The organism is Tenacibaculum sp. SM2510, assembly GCF_057002845.1.
In genome coordinates, this window is record NZ_CP192703.1 from 906,812 (window position 1) to 925,954 (window position 19,143).

18 protein-coding genes and 1 tRNA gene are annotated in these 19,143 nt (G+C 30.0%); 11 read left to right on the forward strand and 8 right to left on the reverse strand.

All coding sequences use genetic code 11. From position 1 onward, the window contains the following. Window positions 1-12 precede the first annotated feature (12 nt). Window positions 13-813: a TIGR00266 family protein gene (locus tag ACQ629_RS04025; RefSeq protein ID WP_483706659.1), complete on the reverse strand. Its 801-nt coding sequence runs from the start codon at window positions 811-813 to the stop codon at window positions 13-15. Window positions 814-1,089: 276 nt separating this feature from the next. On the opposite strand from ACQ629_RS04025, the gene ACQ629_RS04030 reads away from it, so the two are divergent. Continuing rightward, the gene (locus ACQ629_RS04030; RefSeq protein WP_483706660.1) at window positions 1,090-1,263 is read left to right on the forward strand and encodes a hypothetical protein; all 174 of its coding nucleotides are present in this window, start codon (window positions 1,090-1,092) and stop codon (window positions 1,261-1,263) included. Between the two features lie 113 nt (window positions 1,264-1,376). On the opposite strand, the gene ACQ629_RS04035 is transcribed toward ACQ629_RS04030, so the two are convergent. Next, complete coding sequence (locus ACQ629_RS04035) at window positions 1,377-1,835, reverse strand: DUF4442 domain-containing protein (protein ID WP_483706661.1); 459 nt, start codon at window positions 1,833-1,835, stop codon at window positions 1,377-1,379. Window positions 1,836-1,990: 155 nt separating this feature from the next. Here ACQ629_RS04035 and ACQ629_RS04040 point away from each other — a divergent pair, with 155 nt between their 5' ends. The 5 genes from ACQ629_RS04040 (at window position 1,991) to ACQ629_RS04060 (ending at window position 5,986) form a co-directional block, all read left to right on the forward strand. Further along, the gene (locus tag ACQ629_RS04040; protein WP_483706662.1) at window positions 1,991-2,419 is read left to right on the forward strand and encodes a DUF4870 domain-containing protein; all 429 of its coding nucleotides are present in this window, start codon (window positions 1,991-1,993) and stop codon (window positions 2,417-2,419) included. Window positions 2,420-2,437: 18 nt separating this feature from the next. Next, entirely contained in the window at window positions 2,438-2,782 is a 345-nt protein-coding gene (locus ACQ629_RS04045; RefSeq protein ID WP_483706663.1) for a PadR family transcriptional regulator, read from the forward strand. Further along, entirely contained in the window at window positions 2,775-4,748 is a 1,974-nt protein-coding gene (locus ACQ629_RS04050; RefSeq protein WP_483706664.1) for a PspC domain-containing protein, read from the forward strand. The genes ACQ629_RS04045 and ACQ629_RS04050 overlap by 8 nt, the downstream gene beginning before the upstream one ends. Before the next feature lie 15 nt (window positions 4,749-4,763). Further along, window positions 4,764-5,270 (forward strand): nuclear transport factor 2 family protein, encoded by a 507-nt coding sequence (locus ACQ629_RS04055; protein WP_483706665.1) that lies wholly within the window; start codon window positions 4,764-4,766, stop codon window positions 5,268-5,270. A gap of 194 nt (window positions 5,271-5,464) precedes the next feature. Next, entirely contained in the window at window positions 5,465-5,986 is a 522-nt protein-coding gene (locus ACQ629_RS04060; protein ID WP_483706666.1) for a hypothetical protein, read from the forward strand. 88 nt (window positions 5,987-6,074) lie between these two features. Here the strand turns inward: ACQ629_RS04060 and ACQ629_RS04065 are convergent, their stop codons facing one another. Further along, a complete protein-coding gene (locus ACQ629_RS04065; RefSeq protein ID WP_483706667.1) occupies window positions 6,075-6,362 on the reverse strand; it encodes a hypothetical protein in 288 nt (95 codons plus the stop codon). Window positions 6,363-6,574: 212 nt separating this feature from the next. Here ACQ629_RS04065 and ACQ629_RS04070 point away from each other — a divergent pair, with 212 nt between their 5' ends. From ACQ629_RS04070 to ACQ629_RS04085, 4 genes are all read left to right on the forward strand, one after another. Beyond that, window positions 6,575-7,240: a M15 family metallopeptidase gene (locus ACQ629_RS04070; RefSeq protein ID WP_483706668.1), complete on the forward strand. Its 666-nt coding sequence runs from the start codon at window positions 6,575-6,577 to the stop codon at window positions 7,238-7,240. Between the two features lie 109 nt (window positions 7,241-7,349). Beyond that, entirely contained in the window at window positions 7,350-8,030 is a 681-nt protein-coding gene (locus tag ACQ629_RS04075) for a hypothetical protein (protein ID WP_483706670.1), read from the forward strand. A gap of 142 nt (window positions 8,031-8,172) precedes the next feature. Continuing rightward, entirely contained in the window at window positions 8,173-9,168 is a 996-nt protein-coding gene (pdhA, locus tag ACQ629_RS04080) for a pyruvate dehydrogenase (acetyl-transferring) E1 component subunit alpha (protein WP_483706671.1), read from the forward strand. Window positions 9,169-9,171: 3 nt separating this feature from the next. Beyond that, window positions 9,172-10,797, forward strand: coding sequence for a 2-oxo acid dehydrogenase subunit E2 (locus ACQ629_RS04085; protein ID WP_483706672.1), 1,626 nt, complete (start codon window positions 9,172-9,174; stop codon window positions 10,795-10,797). Between the two features lie 64 nt (window positions 10,798-10,861). Here the strand turns inward: ACQ629_RS04085 and ACQ629_RS04090 are convergent, their stop codons facing one another. The 4 genes from ACQ629_RS04090 to aroC all read right to left on the reverse strand — a co-directional run bounded on the left by ACQ629_RS04090 (window position 10,862) and on the right by aroC (window position 16,074). Beyond that, complete coding sequence (locus ACQ629_RS04090) at window positions 10,862-12,976, reverse strand: DUF5916 domain-containing protein (RefSeq protein WP_483706673.1); 2,115 nt, start codon at window positions 12,974-12,976, stop codon at window positions 10,862-10,864. Between the two features lie 49 nt (window positions 12,977-13,025). Continuing rightward, on the reverse strand, window positions 13,026-13,454 hold the full coding sequence (locus ACQ629_RS04095) for a nuclear transport factor 2 family protein (protein WP_483706674.1): 429 nt from the start codon (window positions 13,452-13,454) through the stop codon (window positions 13,026-13,028). A gap of 102 nt (window positions 13,455-13,556) precedes the next feature. After that, entirely contained in the window at window positions 13,557-14,471 is a 915-nt protein-coding gene (locus ACQ629_RS04100; protein WP_483706675.1) for a helix-turn-helix domain-containing protein, read from the reverse strand. A 541-nt stretch (window positions 14,472-15,012) separates the two neighbouring features. Next, window positions 15,013-16,074, reverse strand: coding sequence for a chorismate synthase (aroC, locus tag ACQ629_RS04105; protein ID WP_483706676.1), 1,062 nt, complete (start codon window positions 16,072-16,074; stop codon window positions 15,013-15,015). Between the two features lie 334 nt (window positions 16,075-16,408). Between aroC and ACQ629_RS04110 the strand changes: the two genes are divergently transcribed. Then, window positions 16,409-16,493, forward strand: a tRNA-Ser gene (locus ACQ629_RS04110). 190 nt (window positions 16,494-16,683) lie between these two features. On the opposite strand, the gene ACQ629_RS04115 is transcribed toward ACQ629_RS04110, so the two are convergent. Further along, complete coding sequence (locus tag ACQ629_RS04115) at window positions 16,684-17,175, reverse strand: CAP domain-containing protein (RefSeq protein WP_483706677.1); 492 nt, start codon at window positions 17,173-17,175, stop codon at window positions 16,684-16,686. Window positions 17,176-19,143: the final 1,968 nt, after the last annotated feature.

The following is a 19,143-nucleotide window of genomic DNA, read 5'->3' on the forward strand; positions in this document are numbered from 1 at the left end:
TTATTTATTTTACTAAAACCGATTATCACCATCAAGGATATTTCCTAAACCACCTAAAACACTTCCTTCACCTTTATCTCCTCTGCCTGTTTGTGGTGCCATTGCTAATACACGACCTGCTAACCTACTAAATGGTAATGACTGAATATAAACCGTCCCTGGTCCTTGAAGTTTCGCAAAAAACAAACCTTCACCACCAAACACGGTGTTTTTAATTCCGCCTACAAACTCAATATCATAATCTACATCTTTTGTAAAACCTATAATACATCCTGTATCTACTTTTAAAATTTCACCCGCTTGTAAAACTTTTCTAGCCATTGTACCACCAGCATGCACAAAAGCCATTCCGTCTCCTTCTAATTTTTCCATAATAAAACCTTCACCACCAAACAAACCTCTTCCTAAACGCTTAGAAAACTCTATACCGATAGAAACTCCTTTCGCTGCACATAAAAAAGCATCTTTTTGACAAATGAATTTCCCATCAAACTCTGATAAATCGATAGGTATTATTTTCCCTGGATATGGCGAAGCAAACGAAACTTGTTTTTTACCGCTACCTTCGTTAGTATAAACAGTCATGAATAAACTCTCACCAGTAAGAATTCTTTTTCCTGCTGAAAATATTTTACCTAATAAACCAGTTTCCTGATTAGAACCATCACCAAAAATAGTGCTCATTTTCACATCAGCCTCCATCATCATAAAGCTTCCGCTTTCGGCAACAACTCCTTCTTGTGGATCTAATTCTATTTCTACATACTGCATTTCTTCTCCGAAAATGCGATAATCTATTTCGTGTGCGTTCATCTTTTTGGTTTTAGTATTTAATAATTAGACGTAGAAAATTATTTTTTGTTACGGCCAATCTCTTTAATTACTGATATTTAAATGCATTATTCTATTTACAACGCTATCTAAAAAATTAAAAGTAATAACTTGCTTACTAAATAAAACAAGGTTAAACCTTACTTTTATTACGGTTTTTTATTGACTTTTTAAAAAATTAAAAAATACATTTGTTAAACATGGCAAACATAAAAGTTGTATGCCTTTAACATAATCTATTATAAATTTTCAAAAATTATGAGAAAATCAATTTTAAACTTAGGAATTAAGCTAACTAATGTGCAGCAAAAGCAAATTTCTGGAGGGAAGCTAGCTGACTATGGTTGCTATATAGCATGTGATGGTGATGGACATTGCTGGCAAGAAGAAGGAGTAATAGACAAACATGACCCGTTCGTTGTTCTTTGCTAAGATTTTTTTTATCCTTAAAATACACATTAAAATTTAATGTGTATTTTTTTTACTAAATAATAGATAGTTTTTATCTTTTGAAATATATAACAATATGAAATCGATATAAATTACTATTTTTTTTTCACTTTCAAGCTCCACTCAAACTGAAATTTAGATACTGAAACTCCGTCTTTATTTATGCCTTCTGAAGTTACTAAAATTGTTTGCCCCTCGCCTGTTTCTACTGATTTTTGGATTGCTTCTTTAATAGCCAAACCATCATTACACTCAAACACAATTCTGCCGGTTGCTTTTTTTGTAAAAGTTGCATTCATATTCGTAACCAACATTGACACCTTTTTTTTAGAAACATCTATAGATTGCATCACTAATATTCCCGTAGATAGTTCTGCAGCCATTCCTTGAACAGCCCAAAACATACTATTAAAAGGGTTCTGATTTATCCATCGATGCTTTACGGTAACGTATGATTTTTCATCAGAAATAGATTTTACTTTAATTCCACAGATATATGCAGACGGTAATTTAAATAAGGTGAAAAAGTTAATTTTTCGAGGTGTAAACTTCATTTTATCAGTATTTATGGGCAATTTAGAGCTTTTTTTTAACACTTCCTAAAACATGACAAATGTTAAATAAATGTTAATTACAGTACTATGTATTGCATAATACCTTTTTAAAGATATATATTTGCATAGTCAAGTATTATATAAAATATTTAATCATGCAAAAAAACAACGAAAACACCAACGCTTTCTTAATACACATATCCGCTTTTGCGGGATACTTATTTCCTTTAGGAAGCATTATAACTCCGTTAATATTATGGCAAACGTTAAAAGATAAAAGTCCGTTTTTAGACAATCACGGTAAAGAAGCAGTAAACTTTAATATCAGTTTTGGTTTGTACATCTTTATATTAAGTGCTTCATTTTTCTCTTTCTTTTTTGGAAGTTTTTTAGACATTTTTAATGGAGTAGATATTGATTTTGGTGGGCATCATTCTTACAACGGCCTTTTTGGCTTTATTAGTATCGTATCCTTAGTAAGTATTGTTTCACTCATTAAAATAGCTTTAATAATTATCGCAGCCATGAAAGCTAACAAAGGAGAAAACTACAAATATCCTTTTACAATTAATTTTATAAAATAACCTCATAAACCGCATTATATGAAGATAGAGAACACAAAAGCACAAATGCGTAAAGGAGTTTTAGAGTATTGCATTTTATCAATTTTACAAAATGGTGATGCATACACTTCTGAAATACTTTCGACATTAAAAAGTGCTGAAATGATTGTGGTTGAAGGAACTATTTATCCGCTACTAACCCGTTTAAAAAACGCTGGATTATTAACGTATAGATGGGAAGAATCAACCTCAGGACCGCCAAGAAAATACTATGTTTTAACAGAAAACGGTGGCATGTTTTTAAAAGAACTAAACAAAACATGGGGTAATTTAGTAAACGCAGTAAACTTAGTAACAAGTACAAAATCAACTAACGATGAATAAGACAATAAATATAAACTTAGGTGGATTCTTCTTTCATATAGATGAAATTGCTTATCAGAAATTAAAGCGTTATTTAGAAGCCATCGGGCGCTCTTTAAGCGATGATCCGCAGGGAAAAAATGAAATTATATCAGATATTGAAGCTCGTATTAGCGAACTTTTATCTGAAAGAATTACGGATGCTCGTCAAGTAATAAACGAAAACGATATTGAAGAGGTTATCGCTATTATGGGGCAACCTGAAGATTATGCTGAAGCTGAAGACAGTTACAACGAAGGTTCTACTTACAATACAAGATCTAATAACAGATCATCTAAAAAATTATTTAGAGATGGTGATGATAAGTTTTTAGGTGGAGTTTGTTCTGGTATCGCGCATTATTTTAATATTGATGTTATTTGGATTCGTATTGCTTTTATTGTTTTAGTAGCCTCTGGTTTTTCGCCTTTAGCTTATATAATCCTTTGGATATTATTACCTGAAGCAAAAACAACTTCAGAGAAGTTACAAATGGAAGGTGAAGCTGTAAATATTGACAACATCGAAAAAAAAATTCGTGACGAGTTTGACTCTTTTTCAACAAAAATAAAAGACAGCGCAACTGGTATTTCAGAAAAAATATCGAGTGCAGATTACGAAAAAATGCGTGCGCAAACAAAATCTGGTTTTCAGGATTTTATAGACACTATGAGTAAAATTTTACTAACACTTTTTAAAGTATTTGGTAAATTTATAGGAGTACTATTAATATTTATTGCTGGTATAACTATTGTTTCTTTACTGCTAGGTGTATTTTCTATAGGAAGTTTAGAGTTTTTAAATGTTGATAGTGAATTTGTGCATTATCCGCCTTTCTTTTACGAATCTACTTTACCTAGATGGTTATTGTCTATTTCATTATTTGTTTTAATCGGAATTCCGTTTATTGTATTATTCATTTTAGGCTTACGAATATTATCGCCAAATATTAAAAAACTAAGTACCGGTGCTATCTTAACCTTATCAGGAATTTGGCTAGTATCTTTATTAGCAATCGGTTTTTCGGGTATAGAATTTGCTACAACACACGCTTATAATGGCGCAAATATTAGCAAACACAGTATTAGTTATGCTATAAATGAACCTCTTAAAATTAGAGTAGTTAATGATGATAATATTCATTACAACCATAACTTACGCAACAGAAATAATTCGGTTGGCGTTTCCGTTAATAATACTGAGTTAAAATATTCTAACGATATAAATATTGATGTTCGCAAAAGTGAAACCGGTAACGCTTATATAGAAATTAAAAAAACATCAGAGGGTAGAAAACGTAATAACGCAAATGATAATGCTAAAGCGATTCAGTACAATTTTAAATCAGCAAATAACACGATTGTTTTTGATGCTTTCTTTTTAAGTGAATACAAAAATATTTGGAAAGACGAAGAAGTGAAAGCTACCATTTTTATTCCCGAAGGAACAACGGTATATTTTGAAGGATCCTCGCGTAGGTTTTTAAATGACGTTAAAAATACGGAAGACATTTATGATCGTGACATGGCTAATCATCATTTTAAAATGACAACAAAAGGTTTTGAATGTACCGATTGTGATGATGATGAAATAAAGAATAATGAAAGTAATAACTGGAACTCAGATAACGATGACGATGTAAGTTTTTTATTCGACAGTACTATTAACGATGTAAAAGCTGAGTTTATTATCAGTAAAAAAACCACTAAAAAAGAGCTAGAAAAGTTAGTTACATGGTTTAAGAACAAAAAAAACATTGACATTAATATTGCAGATTCTAAATACAATAACAATAATCAAATAGATAAAGTTACGCTAAGAATAAACTGTAATGATGGCTATAGAGGCGAATTAACAATCTCTAACAATACTTTAAATGATATCTCTAAAGGTTTTAGACGAACTTATAATCAAGAACACAGAGGTATAGCCTTTAAAACCTGGTAATCAAAAACAAAAACTATGGGAGCTATTTTCGATTTTTTCTTTAAAGGCAGTTTTTTCTTAAAATTCATCACCCTATTATATGCTTTATTATTCTCTTTGATAACAAATGCACAAGTAGCTGAAATTCCGAATTACAAAGCTGTGGATATTAATTTACACAATGAAATTGTAAAAATGGATAGCATTTATTTTACTGCTTATAATACTTGTGATATGAAAACCCAAGCAAAGTTGTATCATGAAAATTTAGAGTTTTTTCACGACAAAGGAGGTTTATCAACTTCTAAAAGTGATCTTTTAAAAGCCTTAAAAAAAAACATCTGTGGTAAAGTAACTCGTACATTAATAAAGGGAAGTATTGAAGTATACCCTATAAAAGATTACGGCGCAATACAAATTGGTTATCATAAATTTTATAATAATCAAGAACCCAATGCGAAATCAAATCCAACTAAATTTATTGTTATTTGGAAACAAGAAAACAAACAATGGAAAATAACAAAAGTTATTAGCCTACATTAAAATACAGTTTATACTAAAAACATTAGTTCATTCGTTATAGCTAACTCCAATGACACTAATACTTGGTTTTATTAGTTTACTAAGCCAAAGCTTAATTGCTTTGGCTTTTTTATTTTTAATAACTTTGGTTAATTCTTAATTTATTTAATAAAGCTTTTATCTTTGATAAATATAAATTGCAAAAGAAAAAATATATGAAAAAAATATCTTTTATACTCTTTCTAATATTGATAAGTTGTAGTTCCCAAAAAGAAGTTAAAAACTCATCTGAAAAGAAAAAAATAGAGATTTTTACTAGCTCACAAAATTATACCCTAAAAATACCTAATCATTGGCAGACTGTAACTGATCATGATTTCATAAGTTATACACCTAAAGATTTAAGTGATATTTTTTATAAAAATACTGTTAGAGTATTTACAATCGCTCAAAAAGAAAAAACGTCTCTAAAGGAAATAACAGACGCCAAAATAAAAAAGCTAAAAAAAGCAATAAAAATAAATTCTCAACAGGTTATTAAAGATAAAACTCAATTCGGAACAACCTATATTCATCAATACAAACACAGTTGGAACCTCACTAATTATGAAGTAATAACATATTATTTTAAGGTTAAAGATAATTACTATTTATTTAGTTATTCTTCTGATGAAAGATTTCAAAAGAAATACTATAATGATGCTTTATCAATTTTCAAATCATTCACATTGAAATAAATCCTTAGTACTAAAGACAAACTAACTTAAAAAAAAACAATTCATAACAATAAAAACCCACACTTTATAAAGTGTGGGTTTTTGTTATTTACGCTACTCCTAAAATTCTTTGGAGCGGAATAATTGTTGATTTTTTTAAGATGACCGACTTCTCTGTCAGCCCCCATATAGTAGTTTCTACCATTTTTAAACCTGTATCATCTACAAAGGTAATTCTTACTTTTCCTTTTTCTAGATTACCAAGTGCCAAAGCTCTTTTTAAATCTAAAAACCGGTTAAGCTGATCGTTTTTCTTTCCTAAAACTTCTGATTTAGAAAAAGTTAAAAATTTAATTTGCTCTTTATCAATACTTTGAATTTCATTAACTAAGTTCATACAATTAGGGGATTATAAATTAAATGCATTATACATATTAAAAGAATACAATATATAAATATAACTAAATGAAACAAACTAAATAATGTTAAATAAATACAAATAATGACTAAAAAATAAACATTAACTAATTTAAAACACTTTAGTTTTTCGATTTTTTGAACTTCATCTTTAACTAATTTTTTTTAAAATCAATTTCCTATTTTTACGCTATGAAATGGATTTTATCTTTATTATTATTTTCGTCTTACATCTTACAAGCTCAAAAGCTACCAAATGGTTTTTCGTATCTAAAAAACATTGCTCCTAGTATTCAAAAAGATCTTAGGTATTGTAAAAACAATAATTTTGTAGGTACTGCGATTAATGGGTATCAAGAAAACGCACTTATTATCACTACAAAAGCAGCCAAAGCATTAAATAAAGCACAAGACGAATTGCTGAAAAAAGAATTGAGTCTTAAAGTTTTTGATGCTTACAGGCCACAAACTGCTGTTAACCATTTTGTAAAATGGGCGCGTGTTATGAATGACACATTAATGAAGCAGCAATACTATCCGAATGTTAAGAAAAGACAGCTATTTAAAAAAGGATATATATCCTCAAAATCTGGTCATTCTCGAGGTAGCACAGTCGATTTAACAATTATCGATTTAAAAACAAATAAGGAATTAGATATGGGAAGTCCGTATGATTTTTTCGGAATTTCTTCACATATTTTATATCCTAAATTAACCCAACAACAAAAAGAAAACAGGCAATTATTACAAACTATAATGCGTAAAAATAACTTTAGACCTTATTCTAAAGAATGGTGGCATTTTACTTTAAGGAATGAACCTTTTCCTACAACCTATTTCAAATTCCCTATTAATTAAAAGACACTTGCTTAACATTGTTTTAAAAAACCTTTAAACAAGTAACTTTTAACGCTTTGTTTAGATAAAGAAAAAAAATCGGCATTATATTTGCTTAGATTTATTTGAAATGACAAAAAAACTGCACTTCTTTTTATGTATTATTACGTTAAGTATAAGCTCGTATAGTTTTGCGCAGCTTGATGGTTCTTTTGGTAATAAAAAAGATAATAATTCTTCTTCTTTTGGAAATATACCTGCCGCTTCTAAAGAAGCAAAAAAACCAACATCGTTAGATTTTAAAAATAATGATGGTTTTAAAACGGCACATACCAAGCAACAACAGGATCTTAAAAAGAAACAAGCTGAAAGAAATTTAGAGAATAAAGGTATTTTAACCAAAGCAAAAATAGCTGAACAACAATACTTAAAAGCATTTCAAAAAATAAACGGAATGTATCAATATCCTGTTATTGATCAAGATTTAGGTAGTTTTAGTACAAAATCTAAGAGTGTAAATATTATTTGTAGAGATTTTCAATATCCTGATGGAGATACAGTAACCATTCTTATTAATAATATTCCTGTGGTTAGTAATCTAATTCTTAAACAAAATTACCAATCTTTTAATATCCCTTTAGATGAGGGAATAAATACTATTGAAATTGTAGCTTTAAATCAAGGTACATCAGGACCTAACACGGCTGGTTTTAAAATATATAACGATGCAAACATGTTAATTTCATCTAATGAATGGAATTTAGCAACAGGCGCAAAAGCATCAATTATTATAGCAAAGCAAAAAGATTAAAACTAAAAGGTTTCAATGCTAAAAAAACCTTGCTGCAACTTTTAACAAGAACTTTTTTAAATTTACCAAAAACTACTTACTTTTGTAGCTACGTTTTAAAATACGTAAAACAAACAAACTTTAAATAAACAACTAATATATAATGAATAAAATAACCAAAGAAACCTATATCAATTGGTATAGAGACATGCTCTTTTGGAGAAAGTTTGAAGATAAACTAGCTGCGGTTTACATTCAACAAAAAGTAAGAGGTTTTTTACACTTATATAACGGTCAAGAGGCTGTTTTAGCTGGTTCATTGCATGCAATGGATTTAACTAAAGATAAAATGATTACTGCATATCGTAACCACGTACAACCTATTGGTATGGGTGAAGACCCTAAACGTGTAATGGCCGAATTATACGGTAAAGTTACAGGTACCTCTAAAGGTATGGGAGGTTCAATGCATATTTTCTCTAAAGAATTTGGTTTTTACGGTGGTCACGGAATTGTTGGTGGTCAAATTCCGTTAGGAGCAGGATTAGCTTTTGGAGATAAATACAAGGGTAATGATGCCGTAACTCTTTGTTATTTTGGTGATGGAGCAGCACGTCAAGGATCATTACATGAAACCTTTAACATGGCTATGAACTGGAAGTTACCAGTAATTTTCATCGTTGAAAACAACGGATATGCAATGGGTACTTCTGTTGAAAGAACTGCTAATCATACCGATATTTGGAAACTAGGTTTAGGTTATGAAATGCCTTGTGGACCGGTTGATGGAATGAACCCTATTAAAGTTGCTGAAGCTGTTGATGAAGCTGTTCAAAGAGCTCGTCGTGGTGAAGGACCAACTTTCTTAGAAATGAAAACTTACCGATATAGAGGTCACTCAATGTCTGATGCACAACAATACCGTACAAAAGACGAGGTTGAAGAATACAAAAAAATTGATCCTATTTCGCAAGTATTAGAGATCATTAAAGAAAATAAATATGCTTCTGATGAAGAAATTGAAGCTATTAAAAAAGAAGTTAAGGATTTAGTAAATGAATGTGAAAAATTTGCTGATGAATCTCCATATCCTGAATTAAATCAATTACATGATATGGTATACGAACAAGAAGATTATCCATTTATAAAATCTAAGTAAACCATGGCTACAATTATAAACATGCCTCGCTTAAGCGACACGATGGAAGAAGGAGTGGTAGCTTCTTGGTTAAAAAAAGTTGGTGATAAAGTTGAAGAGGGTGATATTTTAGCCGAAATCGAAACTGATAAAGCTACAATGGAGTTTGAATCTTTTCACGAAGGTGTTTTATTACACATCGGTGTTCAAGAAGGAGAAGCTTCTCCTGTTGATACCTTATTAGCTATTATTGGTGAAGAAGGTGAAGACATTACTTCTTTGTTAAACGGAAAATCTAATGATAAAGAAGAGACTCCTAAACAAGAAGAAAAAAACGCTAACGAAAATAACACTGACGAGAATGAAACAATAGCAACTCCTGAAGGTGCAATTGTTATTAACATGCCTCGACTAAGTGACACCATGGAAGAAGGTACTGTAGCTTCTTGGTTAAAAAGCGTTGGAGACAAAGTTGAAGAAGGTGATATTTTAGCTGAAATTGAAACGGATAAAGCTACAATGGAGTTTGAATCTTTTAACGAAGGTGTTTTATTACACATCGGCGTTCAAGAAGGTGAAGCTGCCCCTGTAGATACTTTACTTGCTATTATTGGTAAGGAAGGAACAGATGTTGCTGCTGTATTAGCTTCTCAAAAATCAGGAAATACAACTGCTGCTCCTAAAGAAGAGCATAAAAAAGCGGATCAAAAAGAAGAAAAAACTGCAGTTACTGAAATTGCAACAACTTCTTCTGGAGGTAGAATATTTGCATCTCCATTAGCTAAAAAAATAGCAGTAGATAAAGGGATTAATTTAGCTGATGTTAAAGGATCTGGGGAAAACGGACGTATCGTTAAAAAAGATGTAGAAAATTACACTCCATCTGCAAAAACTGAAACTTCGGTAGCTTCAACTAAAACTAGTGCTTCTACTCCATCTACAGTAACAAATTTTGCTGTTGCAGGAGAAGAAAGTACATCTGAAGTTAAAAATTCTCAAATGCGTAAAGCAATAGCTAAAGCATTAGGTAATTCTAAATTCTCTGCACCTCACTTCTACTTAAATATTGAAGTAGATATGGACAACGCAATGGCTTCTCGTAAAACAATTAATTCGATTCCTGATACCAAAGTATCATTTAACGATATGGTTGTAAAAGCGTGTGCTATGGCATTAAAAAAACATCCGAATGTAAATACTAGCTGGACAGATAACAACACGTTATTTCACAGCCATATTCACATTGGTGTTGCAGTAGCTGTTGATGAAGGCTTAGTGGTACCTGTTGTAAAACATACAGATGCTTTAAGCTTAACTCAAATCGGTGCTTCGGTTCGTGATTTAGCAGGTAAAGCAAGACACAAGAAAATTACTCCTGCAGAAATGCAAGGAAGTACTTTTACGGTTTCTAATTTAGGTATGTTTGGTATCGAAAGTTTTACCTCTATTATAAACCAACCTAACTCAGCAATTTTATCTGTTGGAGCCATTATACAAAAACCTGTTGTTAAAGACGGTGCAATTGTAGTTGGTAACACCATGAAATTAACTTTAGCTTGCGACCACAGAACGGTTGACGGTGCAGTTGGTGCTCAGTTCTTACAAACATTAAAAACATTTATTGAAAACCCTGTTACAATGTTAGCTTAGTTTTTCAATAATATTCAATAAAAAAAGCTCGCTATTTGCGAGCTTTTTTAGTTTACTACAAGTTTTAAAAATCAAAACGGTAATTTATTTTAAAAGCAACTCCCCAATTTTTTCGTTTTATATTTTTATTAAAATTATCACTTAAAACTAAGTATATATAAGACAACGGCTTGTACTCCCACTGCAATCTTGTATTTATATTAAAATTATCTCTTTGTGTATTATGCTGCACATAGCTTGTCCAATTTAATCGATTATTAAAGAAAACTTGCCCTGTAAAACGTGTTAAATGAAAGGTTGCTTTCCCTAATTCGTTCAAATCTATTTTATTTACATTGTATGCTATTTCGAAATTTGCATGTGGTAACATTTGATAATTTAAATATGCACCCGCTGTGGTTCGGTTTCCGTCGTAATATGTTCCTTTTTGAACATTTACTCGATAACGCATTTTTTGATTATTAGCTGAATTATATCCAATTTTTAAAACCCCGAAATTATATTCCCCTGGAGATAAGGGACTCCCTTTTCCTAAAGGATCAAAGCCATATTTTAAATCTACATTATCATAATTAACAACATAATAAACGGAAGACAAATCCTTAAAAAACACTGATGAATTTAAAAAATGTTGCGTTTGTGTTAGTTTTCCGTTTACATCAAAATAATTATTTAATCCATAATTAATAAAACGAACTGAGTTTATTTTATCTGAATTCACATAGAATTTTTCATATTCAATTCCAGATGATGTTTGTAAGTAACCTTCTCTAATAATAAGATTATTTATAGCATCATAATTATACAATCTTGGTACAAAACCAACATCTGTTATATAGTTTTTCTCTAATTTTCTTACAGACGTGTTAAAGTTAAATCCTCTTTTATTAAAATAAATACTAGCGTTATAAAATGAATTATCATTAAAAATTCCGTTATTAAAACTTTTACCATAATTAAGTAATCCTGTCCACTTATTATTATCAGACTTATAATTTACATTAACACCTGTAACACGGTTATAATCATTTATAAAGCCAAATTTATCTGTTTTTTGCCTATTGATAAAAAAACCAGTAGTTGTAAAGTTTTTAGTTAACTGATGCTCTGCAACCAATACTCCGAAATTTTGTGAAGCAATATCATTCTCTTTTTCTGTTTGAACATTTAAAACACCAATTCTGGTTTTTGAAGACACATTTCCTGATAATTTTAATCCAAATTTAATAGTAGAACCCGAACCAATTCTTCTAGAATAAAACGGATTAATTCCGAATACACCCAGGTTAGAAAACAAATCAGCATTTTCTAAAAAGAAGCTTCTTCTTTCAGGAAAGTTCACCGTAAACCGAGTTAAATTAGTTACTTGTTGATCTACATCAATTTGAGAAAAATCAGGGTTTATAGTCGCGTCTAACTTTAATGATGATGTTAAGTTATATTGCGTATCTAAACTTGGCTTAAAAGAAATTTTAGGCGTATTCCCCTTTAGGTTATTTTGATAATTTAAAGTGATAGATGGTGTTACTGTATATCTTGAATTAGATTTTTCTGATAAATTTTCTATTAAAAACTCCTCATTAAATCGTAAATCAAAATTGGCATAATTGCGTTTTACATTTTTTAAAATTGTCCAAGAGTTGTTTTTGATATCACGTACATAAAACTGTACTCCAAAAACACCATTATCTTTATTAAAGTTTAACGATTTTAAAGGAATGGCTATTTCGTACTGTTTGTTTGTACCGTTTAAAATTGCTTTAGATTGCCAAGCTGAGCTCCAGCTAAAACTTAAATCATAGCCTTCACTCTTTCTACCAATCAAACCATCTGTTTGAGCTCCTAGAGAGTTTACTGCAAAGAAATATCCGTTTTGTTTTTGATTTTGAGTGTCTAAAACCATTACAAAAGCATCACTTAAAAAAATTGATGTATCTCTTTTTAACGTGCTAACTTGTGTTTTTTCAGTTGAATCATTATAAATTGCTCTCACATATAAATACTCTTTGTTATGAAATATTTTTACTGAAGTTTGATTCTCTGCCAAACCAACATCTTTTGGCGCATAATTATAAAAACCCGTATATTCTGGTAATTGTTGCCAAACAGTTTCATGAAATTCCCCATCAATATTCAGTTGTGTATCAATAAACTTAATTGTTGATTTTTGAGTATACATAACTAAAGGAAAAAACAATATTAGTAGCGATAAAAAACACTTCTTGCTTTTATTTTTCATCATCAATTCGTGTTGCTGTTTTACTAATTATTTTCCAACCTTTTTCGAATTTCTTCAATAAAAATAAATCAATATACACCCATTTTCTTGCAGGAATAGTTATTTCAATTTTTGCTGTTGCAATATCTTTTACAATATCAATAGCCAAAATTTTTGCATACCTACCGTTAAATTCACCATATTTTTTGTTCTTAAAAAAAGCTACATATTCTTTTGGTGAGTATCTTTTAAAGTCATTATTTCCTGATAAAAATAACGTTGCATTTTCGGTGTATACACTTTCTAAAACATCTAGTTTATTATAAGAACTTCCGTCCATATAATTTTCTAACGTTTTTTGGATTGAAGGAATTTCTGATTGTGCCTGAATAATTTGTAAACTAAAAAGTGCTACAGTTAGTAAAAGTAATTTTCTCATGTCGTAAATTTTAAAGATTTTGTCAAATCTCTAAAATCATTGAAAAAATGAAGTAAATAATTATAATTGAAGTGTCCGGAATTATAAAATAGGATTAAAAAACTAAGAAAATTGTTTTTTAAATTCTGATGGGGTTTTACCTACAACTTTCTTAAAGGTAGCATAAAATGTTGATTTAGAACTAAAACCTGCTTCGAAACCAATAGCTTCTAAAGTAAAATGGTTATTTTCTTGCAATAACTTTTTTGCTGCTTCAATTCTGTATTCATTTATAAACAAAGCAAAACTTTTTTCTAAATTGTCATTTAATAATTGGGATAATTGATGTGAAGAAACTTGTAATTCTTTAGCAATATCTTTTATTTTAACATTTGTGTTTCTATGAAATTGCCTTTCTGACATTATCTCTCCTAAAGATTTAATTAAAATAATTGCTGCTGCTTTTTGTATCTTTTTTGACGCATATTTTTCAGGAATATCTTTAAACACGTTCTCTCTATTACTTTTAAATAACAAGAAAATTAGCAACCCATAAAACACAATAGAAAAAGTGATTGTACCCACTAAATACAAATAAAAGTAACCAATAATATAAGCGGCATAAATTAAAACATTCCCAACATAAACCCAAATTAACCACAACTCAGAAATGGTTAACTTCTTGCTTTTAGTAACTAATTTTATAATAACATCTTTTAATACTAACCCTGATAGTAAAACATAAACTCCCCAAATAGCATAAATAACATGAATTACGTATTGATTCCAAAGTGCTTTATTAGATATATACGGCTTAAAAACTCCGACAATAAAAATTGTAAAAACCAGTATTAACACATGTATTTTCCAAGAACGTGGAATTACTTTTATGTTTTTAACAGAAGATTTTAAGTAAAAAAATAAAGCGACTCCTATTAAAAAACATGCTGACAATCCTATCTGTAAAACAATAAAATTCTTATCTATTTTCGCTGTAAATATTGCATAAACAGATTTGCCTATTCTAAGACTTAACATCAATAATAAAAAACCAAAAAATAAATTTTGAGCGCGTTTTTCTTTGCTAAAAAAAAGAAAATAAAAACTTGCTAAAAAACCATTAAAAACGCCAATGAAGCAAATAAAAAAAAGAATAGGGTTGTTAAACATCGTATTTTAATATAAAAAACTCACCACTGTTTCACAATATGATGGTTAGCTAAAATAACACATAATCTTATTATAGTATAAGAAACTATTTAATATACTGATGAATCTTAAATTTAAATACTTTTTTAGCTTGCTGAATGTGTCATTCATTATGATCAGTTACAACTCTAAAAGAGTTTACTTGTCTGAGCTTTAAAAAGGCTTTGCTATAGCTCATTTTACAGTAGTTAAACCAACTTTTTAAAATATTTAAGTAAAGACTACTAATTCTAACTGAAATGCTATAAAACGAAACAAAAAAATCATTTGATTTTAATACTGAAAACTTCGGGTTCTTACTCTTAAAAGTATTCATCGTTTTCATGCTTCGTTTCGGCAACACAGCTAGCAAGTCTATTACCTAAATAATTTAAATTTTCCGAGTCTTGTTCATCAACCAAAAATCTGCCAATACTAAAGCTGCTAATGCTTCAACAATAGGTACAGCTCTTGGAACTACGCAAGGGTCGTGGCGCCCTTTACCTTGTATTTCGGTTAATTCATTTTCTGAATTAATAGTTTGTTGATTTTGCATAATAGTTGCAACAGGCTTAAAGGCTACTCGGAAATAAATATCCATTCCGTTTGAAACACCTCCTTGAATTCCGCCTGATAAATTTGATTGCGTGGTGCCATCTTCATTAAAAATATCATTATGTTCAGAACCTTGCATTTTAGCACCACAAAATCCGCTTCCGAATTCAAAACCTTTTACAGCATTGATAGATAACATCGCTTTGCCTAACTCTGCATGTAATTTATGAAAAATAGGCTCTCCTAAACCAACAGGCATATTTTGTGCTACACAAGTAATTGTACCACCAATAGTATCGCCTGCTTTTTTTATTTCATTAATCTTAGTAATCATTTTTTCTGCCGAAGCTTCATCGGGACAACGAACAGCATTACTTTCTGTTTTCGCAAAATCTAAATCCTGATAAGGTTTCATCATAAAAACATCACCAACAGACGAGGTAAATGCATTTATATTAATGTGTTTTATTAATTGCTTTGCCAAAGCACCTGCAACTACCCAATTGGCAGTTTCACGAGCAGAAGTACGACCGCCACCTCTATAGTCGCGAATTCCGTATTTTTTATCATAGGTATAATCTGCATGTGAAGGGCGATATACATTTGTATTATGACTGTAATCTTTACTTTTTTGATTGGTGTTTTTTATTTGAAAGCCAATAGACGCTCCAGTTGTTTTACCTTCAAAAATACCAGATAAAAATTCAACCGTATCTGGTTCTTTACGTTGGGTTACAATTTTAGACTGCCCTGGCTTACGACGATCTAATTCTTTTTGAACCGCATTTAAGTCTACATCCATTCCTGCCGGAAAACCATCTATAACACCTCCTATTGCAATTCCGTGTGATTCACCAAAAGTGGTTAGTTTTAAAATATTTCCAAATGAATTAAACATGCCTTATCTATTTTAAAACAAAAATAATTTATTTGGAATAAAAATTGACGCTTTTACTTTTTAATTATCCTAAAAACAATACTAAAACTAAAAGAACTTATTCACCTAATCTATTTAAATATCTAAATTTTAAAAGCAAAGGAGGTGAAATATTATTTTTATAAAAATAAATACATTTTCACAAAACAGTAAACTACCTGATAACAAAACAATTGCAGCTACCACTGACTATTTATCTAAAAAAACACTAAAAAAAATTGATTATTTTTTTTCAGAACTAAAAAAAGGTTCTATATTTGCACCCGCAATCAGGACATACTTGATAGCACACTCAGGAGAGTTGGCAGAGTGGTCGAATGCGGCAGTCTTGAAAACTGTTGACTGTAACAGGTCCAGGGGTTCGAATCCCTTACTCTCCGCTAAAACCGAAGCTAACGCTTCGGTTTTTTTTTAGGGGATTAAAGAAAAAGCTTACTTTGTAAGCTTTTTTCTATTTTAAAAAATTTCTTTTCTTTAAAATTAGACAGACATAACTGTTTTCAATAAAAAAACGATTCGTTTTATACCGCTCGCCAGTTTTGTCATTTACAACTACACTTATTAAACTAATTATTTTTTAATAAACATGTTCGTAAAATACCACTTACCATCTTCACTTAGTTCTGCAGAGATTTGGAAATGTGTATAATCTCCTTCCATGTTTTTTTTGTGTCCTTCACTATTTACCCATGCATTTACTACAGATTGTGCACTTGAAAAACCATAAGCTACATTCTCAGACACTCTTTTTGCTCCTGAATGTTCTTTTAAGTATTCGCTTCTTTTAAAAAAATTATCATGTGATGGTGCTGCTTGCGTTATCATATAATCGGTATGTGTGTATGCTTGTGCTTTTATTACATCCATTTGATCTAAACTACTTAATCCTTTATCAACTCTATACTGATTAATCAACGCTAAAATTTCAACTTCTATTTCCTTGTTTTCTGGCACTATTAAAGACGCTGTTTCATACAAATCTGTATCTATATTTTCTTCAGAACAAGAAGTAAACATTAAACTGAATACTAAAAAAATCAAGATGGTTTGTAGCGTTTTCATAATGTTTTATTTTTAATTACATTATAAAATTACAACAGACATGAGCCTTATATCTTATTATTTCGATTAGGTAAAACGTTTGTGTAGGTGAGTAACGTATTGTTGGTGCTAACACCATTCATCGATACACAACTATCGACGAACAAAAAAACAATACACTTACAATCAATGTATTAAACCAATAAACTGTGCCAAAAAATTACAAAAATATATAACTCCAAGAACGCTTACTTAGCTTCGTAAAACTTAAAAACAAAAAAGAGCTACATTTTATAAAAGATGTTATTTTATAAAAAAATGGTCAATCCCCTCAAACATCTCTACTCTAATTTTTTGAAAAAAATAACGTTATTCGCTACAAACATATAGCTATGTACCCGAACCTAGGAACACTATTAGTTTAATAACTAGATGAATTACCGCTCTATAAAGATTAATAGGTAAAAATCACCTAACTCTTTAATAAGTGCTATTATAATTAATTACATATCCTTTTATTAATTTTCTTTACAACTTATAAACTACAGCTACCCTCTAATAAGACTATAAAGTGTTTCTTACAAATAATAAAAAAGTATAACAAAACAGCTTGCGACGTCTTAAAATGAAAAAACCACTAGACCTAATCAAGTGGTTTTTTTATAAAAAAGGGAGGGGAATTATGGAGAGAGATAAATTAAAAACCTTATCAAAGATTATTTTTTCTTTCTGTACATTTTTTGAATTTCTACATATACGATTCTTCTTTTCTTCGAATAAGCTGGAATGCTATTTAGCATACATAATACGATTGTTATAATTAGTTGTATTTTCATAATACTACAAATATACAGGGTACTTGTTTTTAATACGTTTAAATATCTTTAGTTAAGTGTTTTATGTAGCCGAACGGTTGTTTTGTGTAGATTAACGGAATATAATAGTTACGAATAGCTGCATTAAGTTCCAACCCCTACACTACTCTTATTAACAAACGGCACTTAACAAGGTTCCTTAAAAAAAATGAATATTACCTGTTTAAATACCATTTAAAATAAAACCTAAGCATTGTTTATAGATACTTAGGTTTTAAATGTTAACAAAACAGGCTGTGCCGTCCGAAAATGAAAAAACCACCAGACTGAATCAAGTGGTTTTTTTATAAAAAAAGGGAGGGGAATTGTGTGGGGCATATAAATTAAATAACTTATCAAAGATTATCTTTTCTTTCTGTACATTTTTTGAATTTCGATATATACTATTCTTCTTTTCTTCGAATAAGCCGGAATGCTATTTAGCATACATAATACGATTGTTATAATTAGTTGTATTTTCATAATACTACAAATATACAGAGCACTTGTTTTTAATACGTTTAAATATCTTTAATTAAATCTTTTATATAGCCGAACGGGTGCTTTTGTGTAGATTAACGGAATATAATAGTTACGAATAGCTGCATTAAATTTCAACCCCTACACTACCCTTATTAACAAACGGCACTTAACAAGGTTCCTTAAAAAAAATGAATATTGCCTGTTTAAATACCATTTAAAATAAAACCTAAGCATTGTTTATAGATACTTAGGTTTTAAATGTTAACAAAACAGGCTGTGCCGTCCGAAAATGAAAAAACCACCAGACTGAATCAAGTGGTTTTTTTATAAAAAAAGGGAGGGGAATTGTGTGGGGCATATAAATTAAATAACTTATCAAAGATTATCTTTTCTTTCTGTACATTTTTTGAATTTCGATATATACTATTCTTCTTTTCTTCGAATAAGCCGGAATGCTATTTAGCATACATAATACGATTGTTATAATTAGTTGTATTTTCATAATACTACAAATATACAGAGCACTTGTTTTTAATACGTTTAAATATCTTTAATTAAATCTTTTATATAGCCGAACGGGTGCTTTTGTGTAGATTAACGGAATATAATAGTTACGAATAGCTGCATTAAATTTCAACCCCTACACTACCCT

Excerpts from the sequence above, each read along its gene's own strand:
- pdhA (WP_483706671.1), top strand. The coding sequence starts at position 8,173 with ATGAATAAAATAACCAAAGAAACCTATATCAATTGGTATAGAGACATG.
- ACQ629_RS04085 (WP_483706672.1), top strand. The coding sequence starts at position 9,172 with ATGGCTACAATTATAAACATGCCTCGCTTAAGCGACACGATGGAAGAA.
- ACQ629_RS04060 (WP_483706666.1), top strand. The coding sequence starts at position 5,465 with ATGAAAAAAATATCTTTTATACTCTTTCTAATATTGATAAGTTGTAGT.
- ACQ629_RS04035 (WP_483706661.1), bottom strand. The coding sequence starts at position 1,835 with ATGAAGTTTACACCTCGAAAAATTAACTTTTTCACCTTATTTAAATTA.
- ACQ629_RS04075 (WP_483706670.1), top strand. The coding sequence starts at position 7,350 with ATGACAAAAAAACTGCACTTCTTTTTATGTATTATTACGTTAAGTATA.
- ACQ629_RS04095 (WP_483706674.1), bottom strand. The coding sequence starts at position 13,454 with ATGAGAAAATTACTTTTACTAACTGTAGCACTTTTTAGTTTACAAATT.
- aroC (WP_483706676.1), bottom strand. The coding sequence starts at position 16,074 with ATGTTTAATTCATTTGGAAATATTTTAAAACTAACCACTTTTGGTGAA.
- ACQ629_RS04025 (WP_483706659.1), bottom strand. The coding sequence starts at position 813 with ATGAACGCACACGAAATAGATTATCGCATTTTCGGAGAAGAAATGCAG.
- ACQ629_RS04090 (WP_483706673.1), bottom strand. The coding sequence starts at position 12,976 with ATGTATACTCAAAAATCAACAATTAAGTTTATTGATACACAACTGAAT.
- ACQ629_RS04065 (WP_483706667.1), bottom strand. The coding sequence starts at position 6,362 with ATGAACTTAGTTAATGAAATTCAAAGTATTGATAAAGAGCAAATTAAA.
- ACQ629_RS04100 (WP_483706675.1), bottom strand. The coding sequence starts at position 14,471 with ATGTTAAGTCTTAGAATAGGCAAATCTGTTTATGCAATATTTACAGCG.
- ACQ629_RS04050 (WP_483706664.1), top strand. The coding sequence starts at position 2,775 with ATGAATAAGACAATAAATATAAACTTAGGTGGATTCTTCTTTCATATA.
- ACQ629_RS04040 (WP_483706662.1), top strand. The coding sequence starts at position 1,991 with ATGCAAAAAAACAACGAAAACACCAACGCTTTCTTAATACACATATCC.
- ACQ629_RS04045 (WP_483706663.1), top strand. The coding sequence starts at position 2,438 with ATGAAGATAGAGAACACAAAAGCACAAATGCGTAAAGGAGTTTTAGAG.
- ACQ629_RS04030 (WP_483706660.1), top strand. The coding sequence starts at position 1,090 with ATGAGAAAATCAATTTTAAACTTAGGAATTAAGCTAACTAATGTGCAG.
- ACQ629_RS04055 (WP_483706665.1), top strand. The coding sequence starts at position 4,764 with ATGGGAGCTATTTTCGATTTTTTCTTTAAAGGCAGTTTTTTCTTAAAA.
- ACQ629_RS04070 (WP_483706668.1), top strand. The coding sequence starts at position 6,575 with ATGAAATGGATTTTATCTTTATTATTATTTTCGTCTTACATCTTACAA.
- ACQ629_RS04115 (WP_483706677.1), bottom strand. The coding sequence starts at position 17,175 with ATGAAAACGCTACAAACCATCTTGATTTTTTTAGTATTCAGTTTAATG.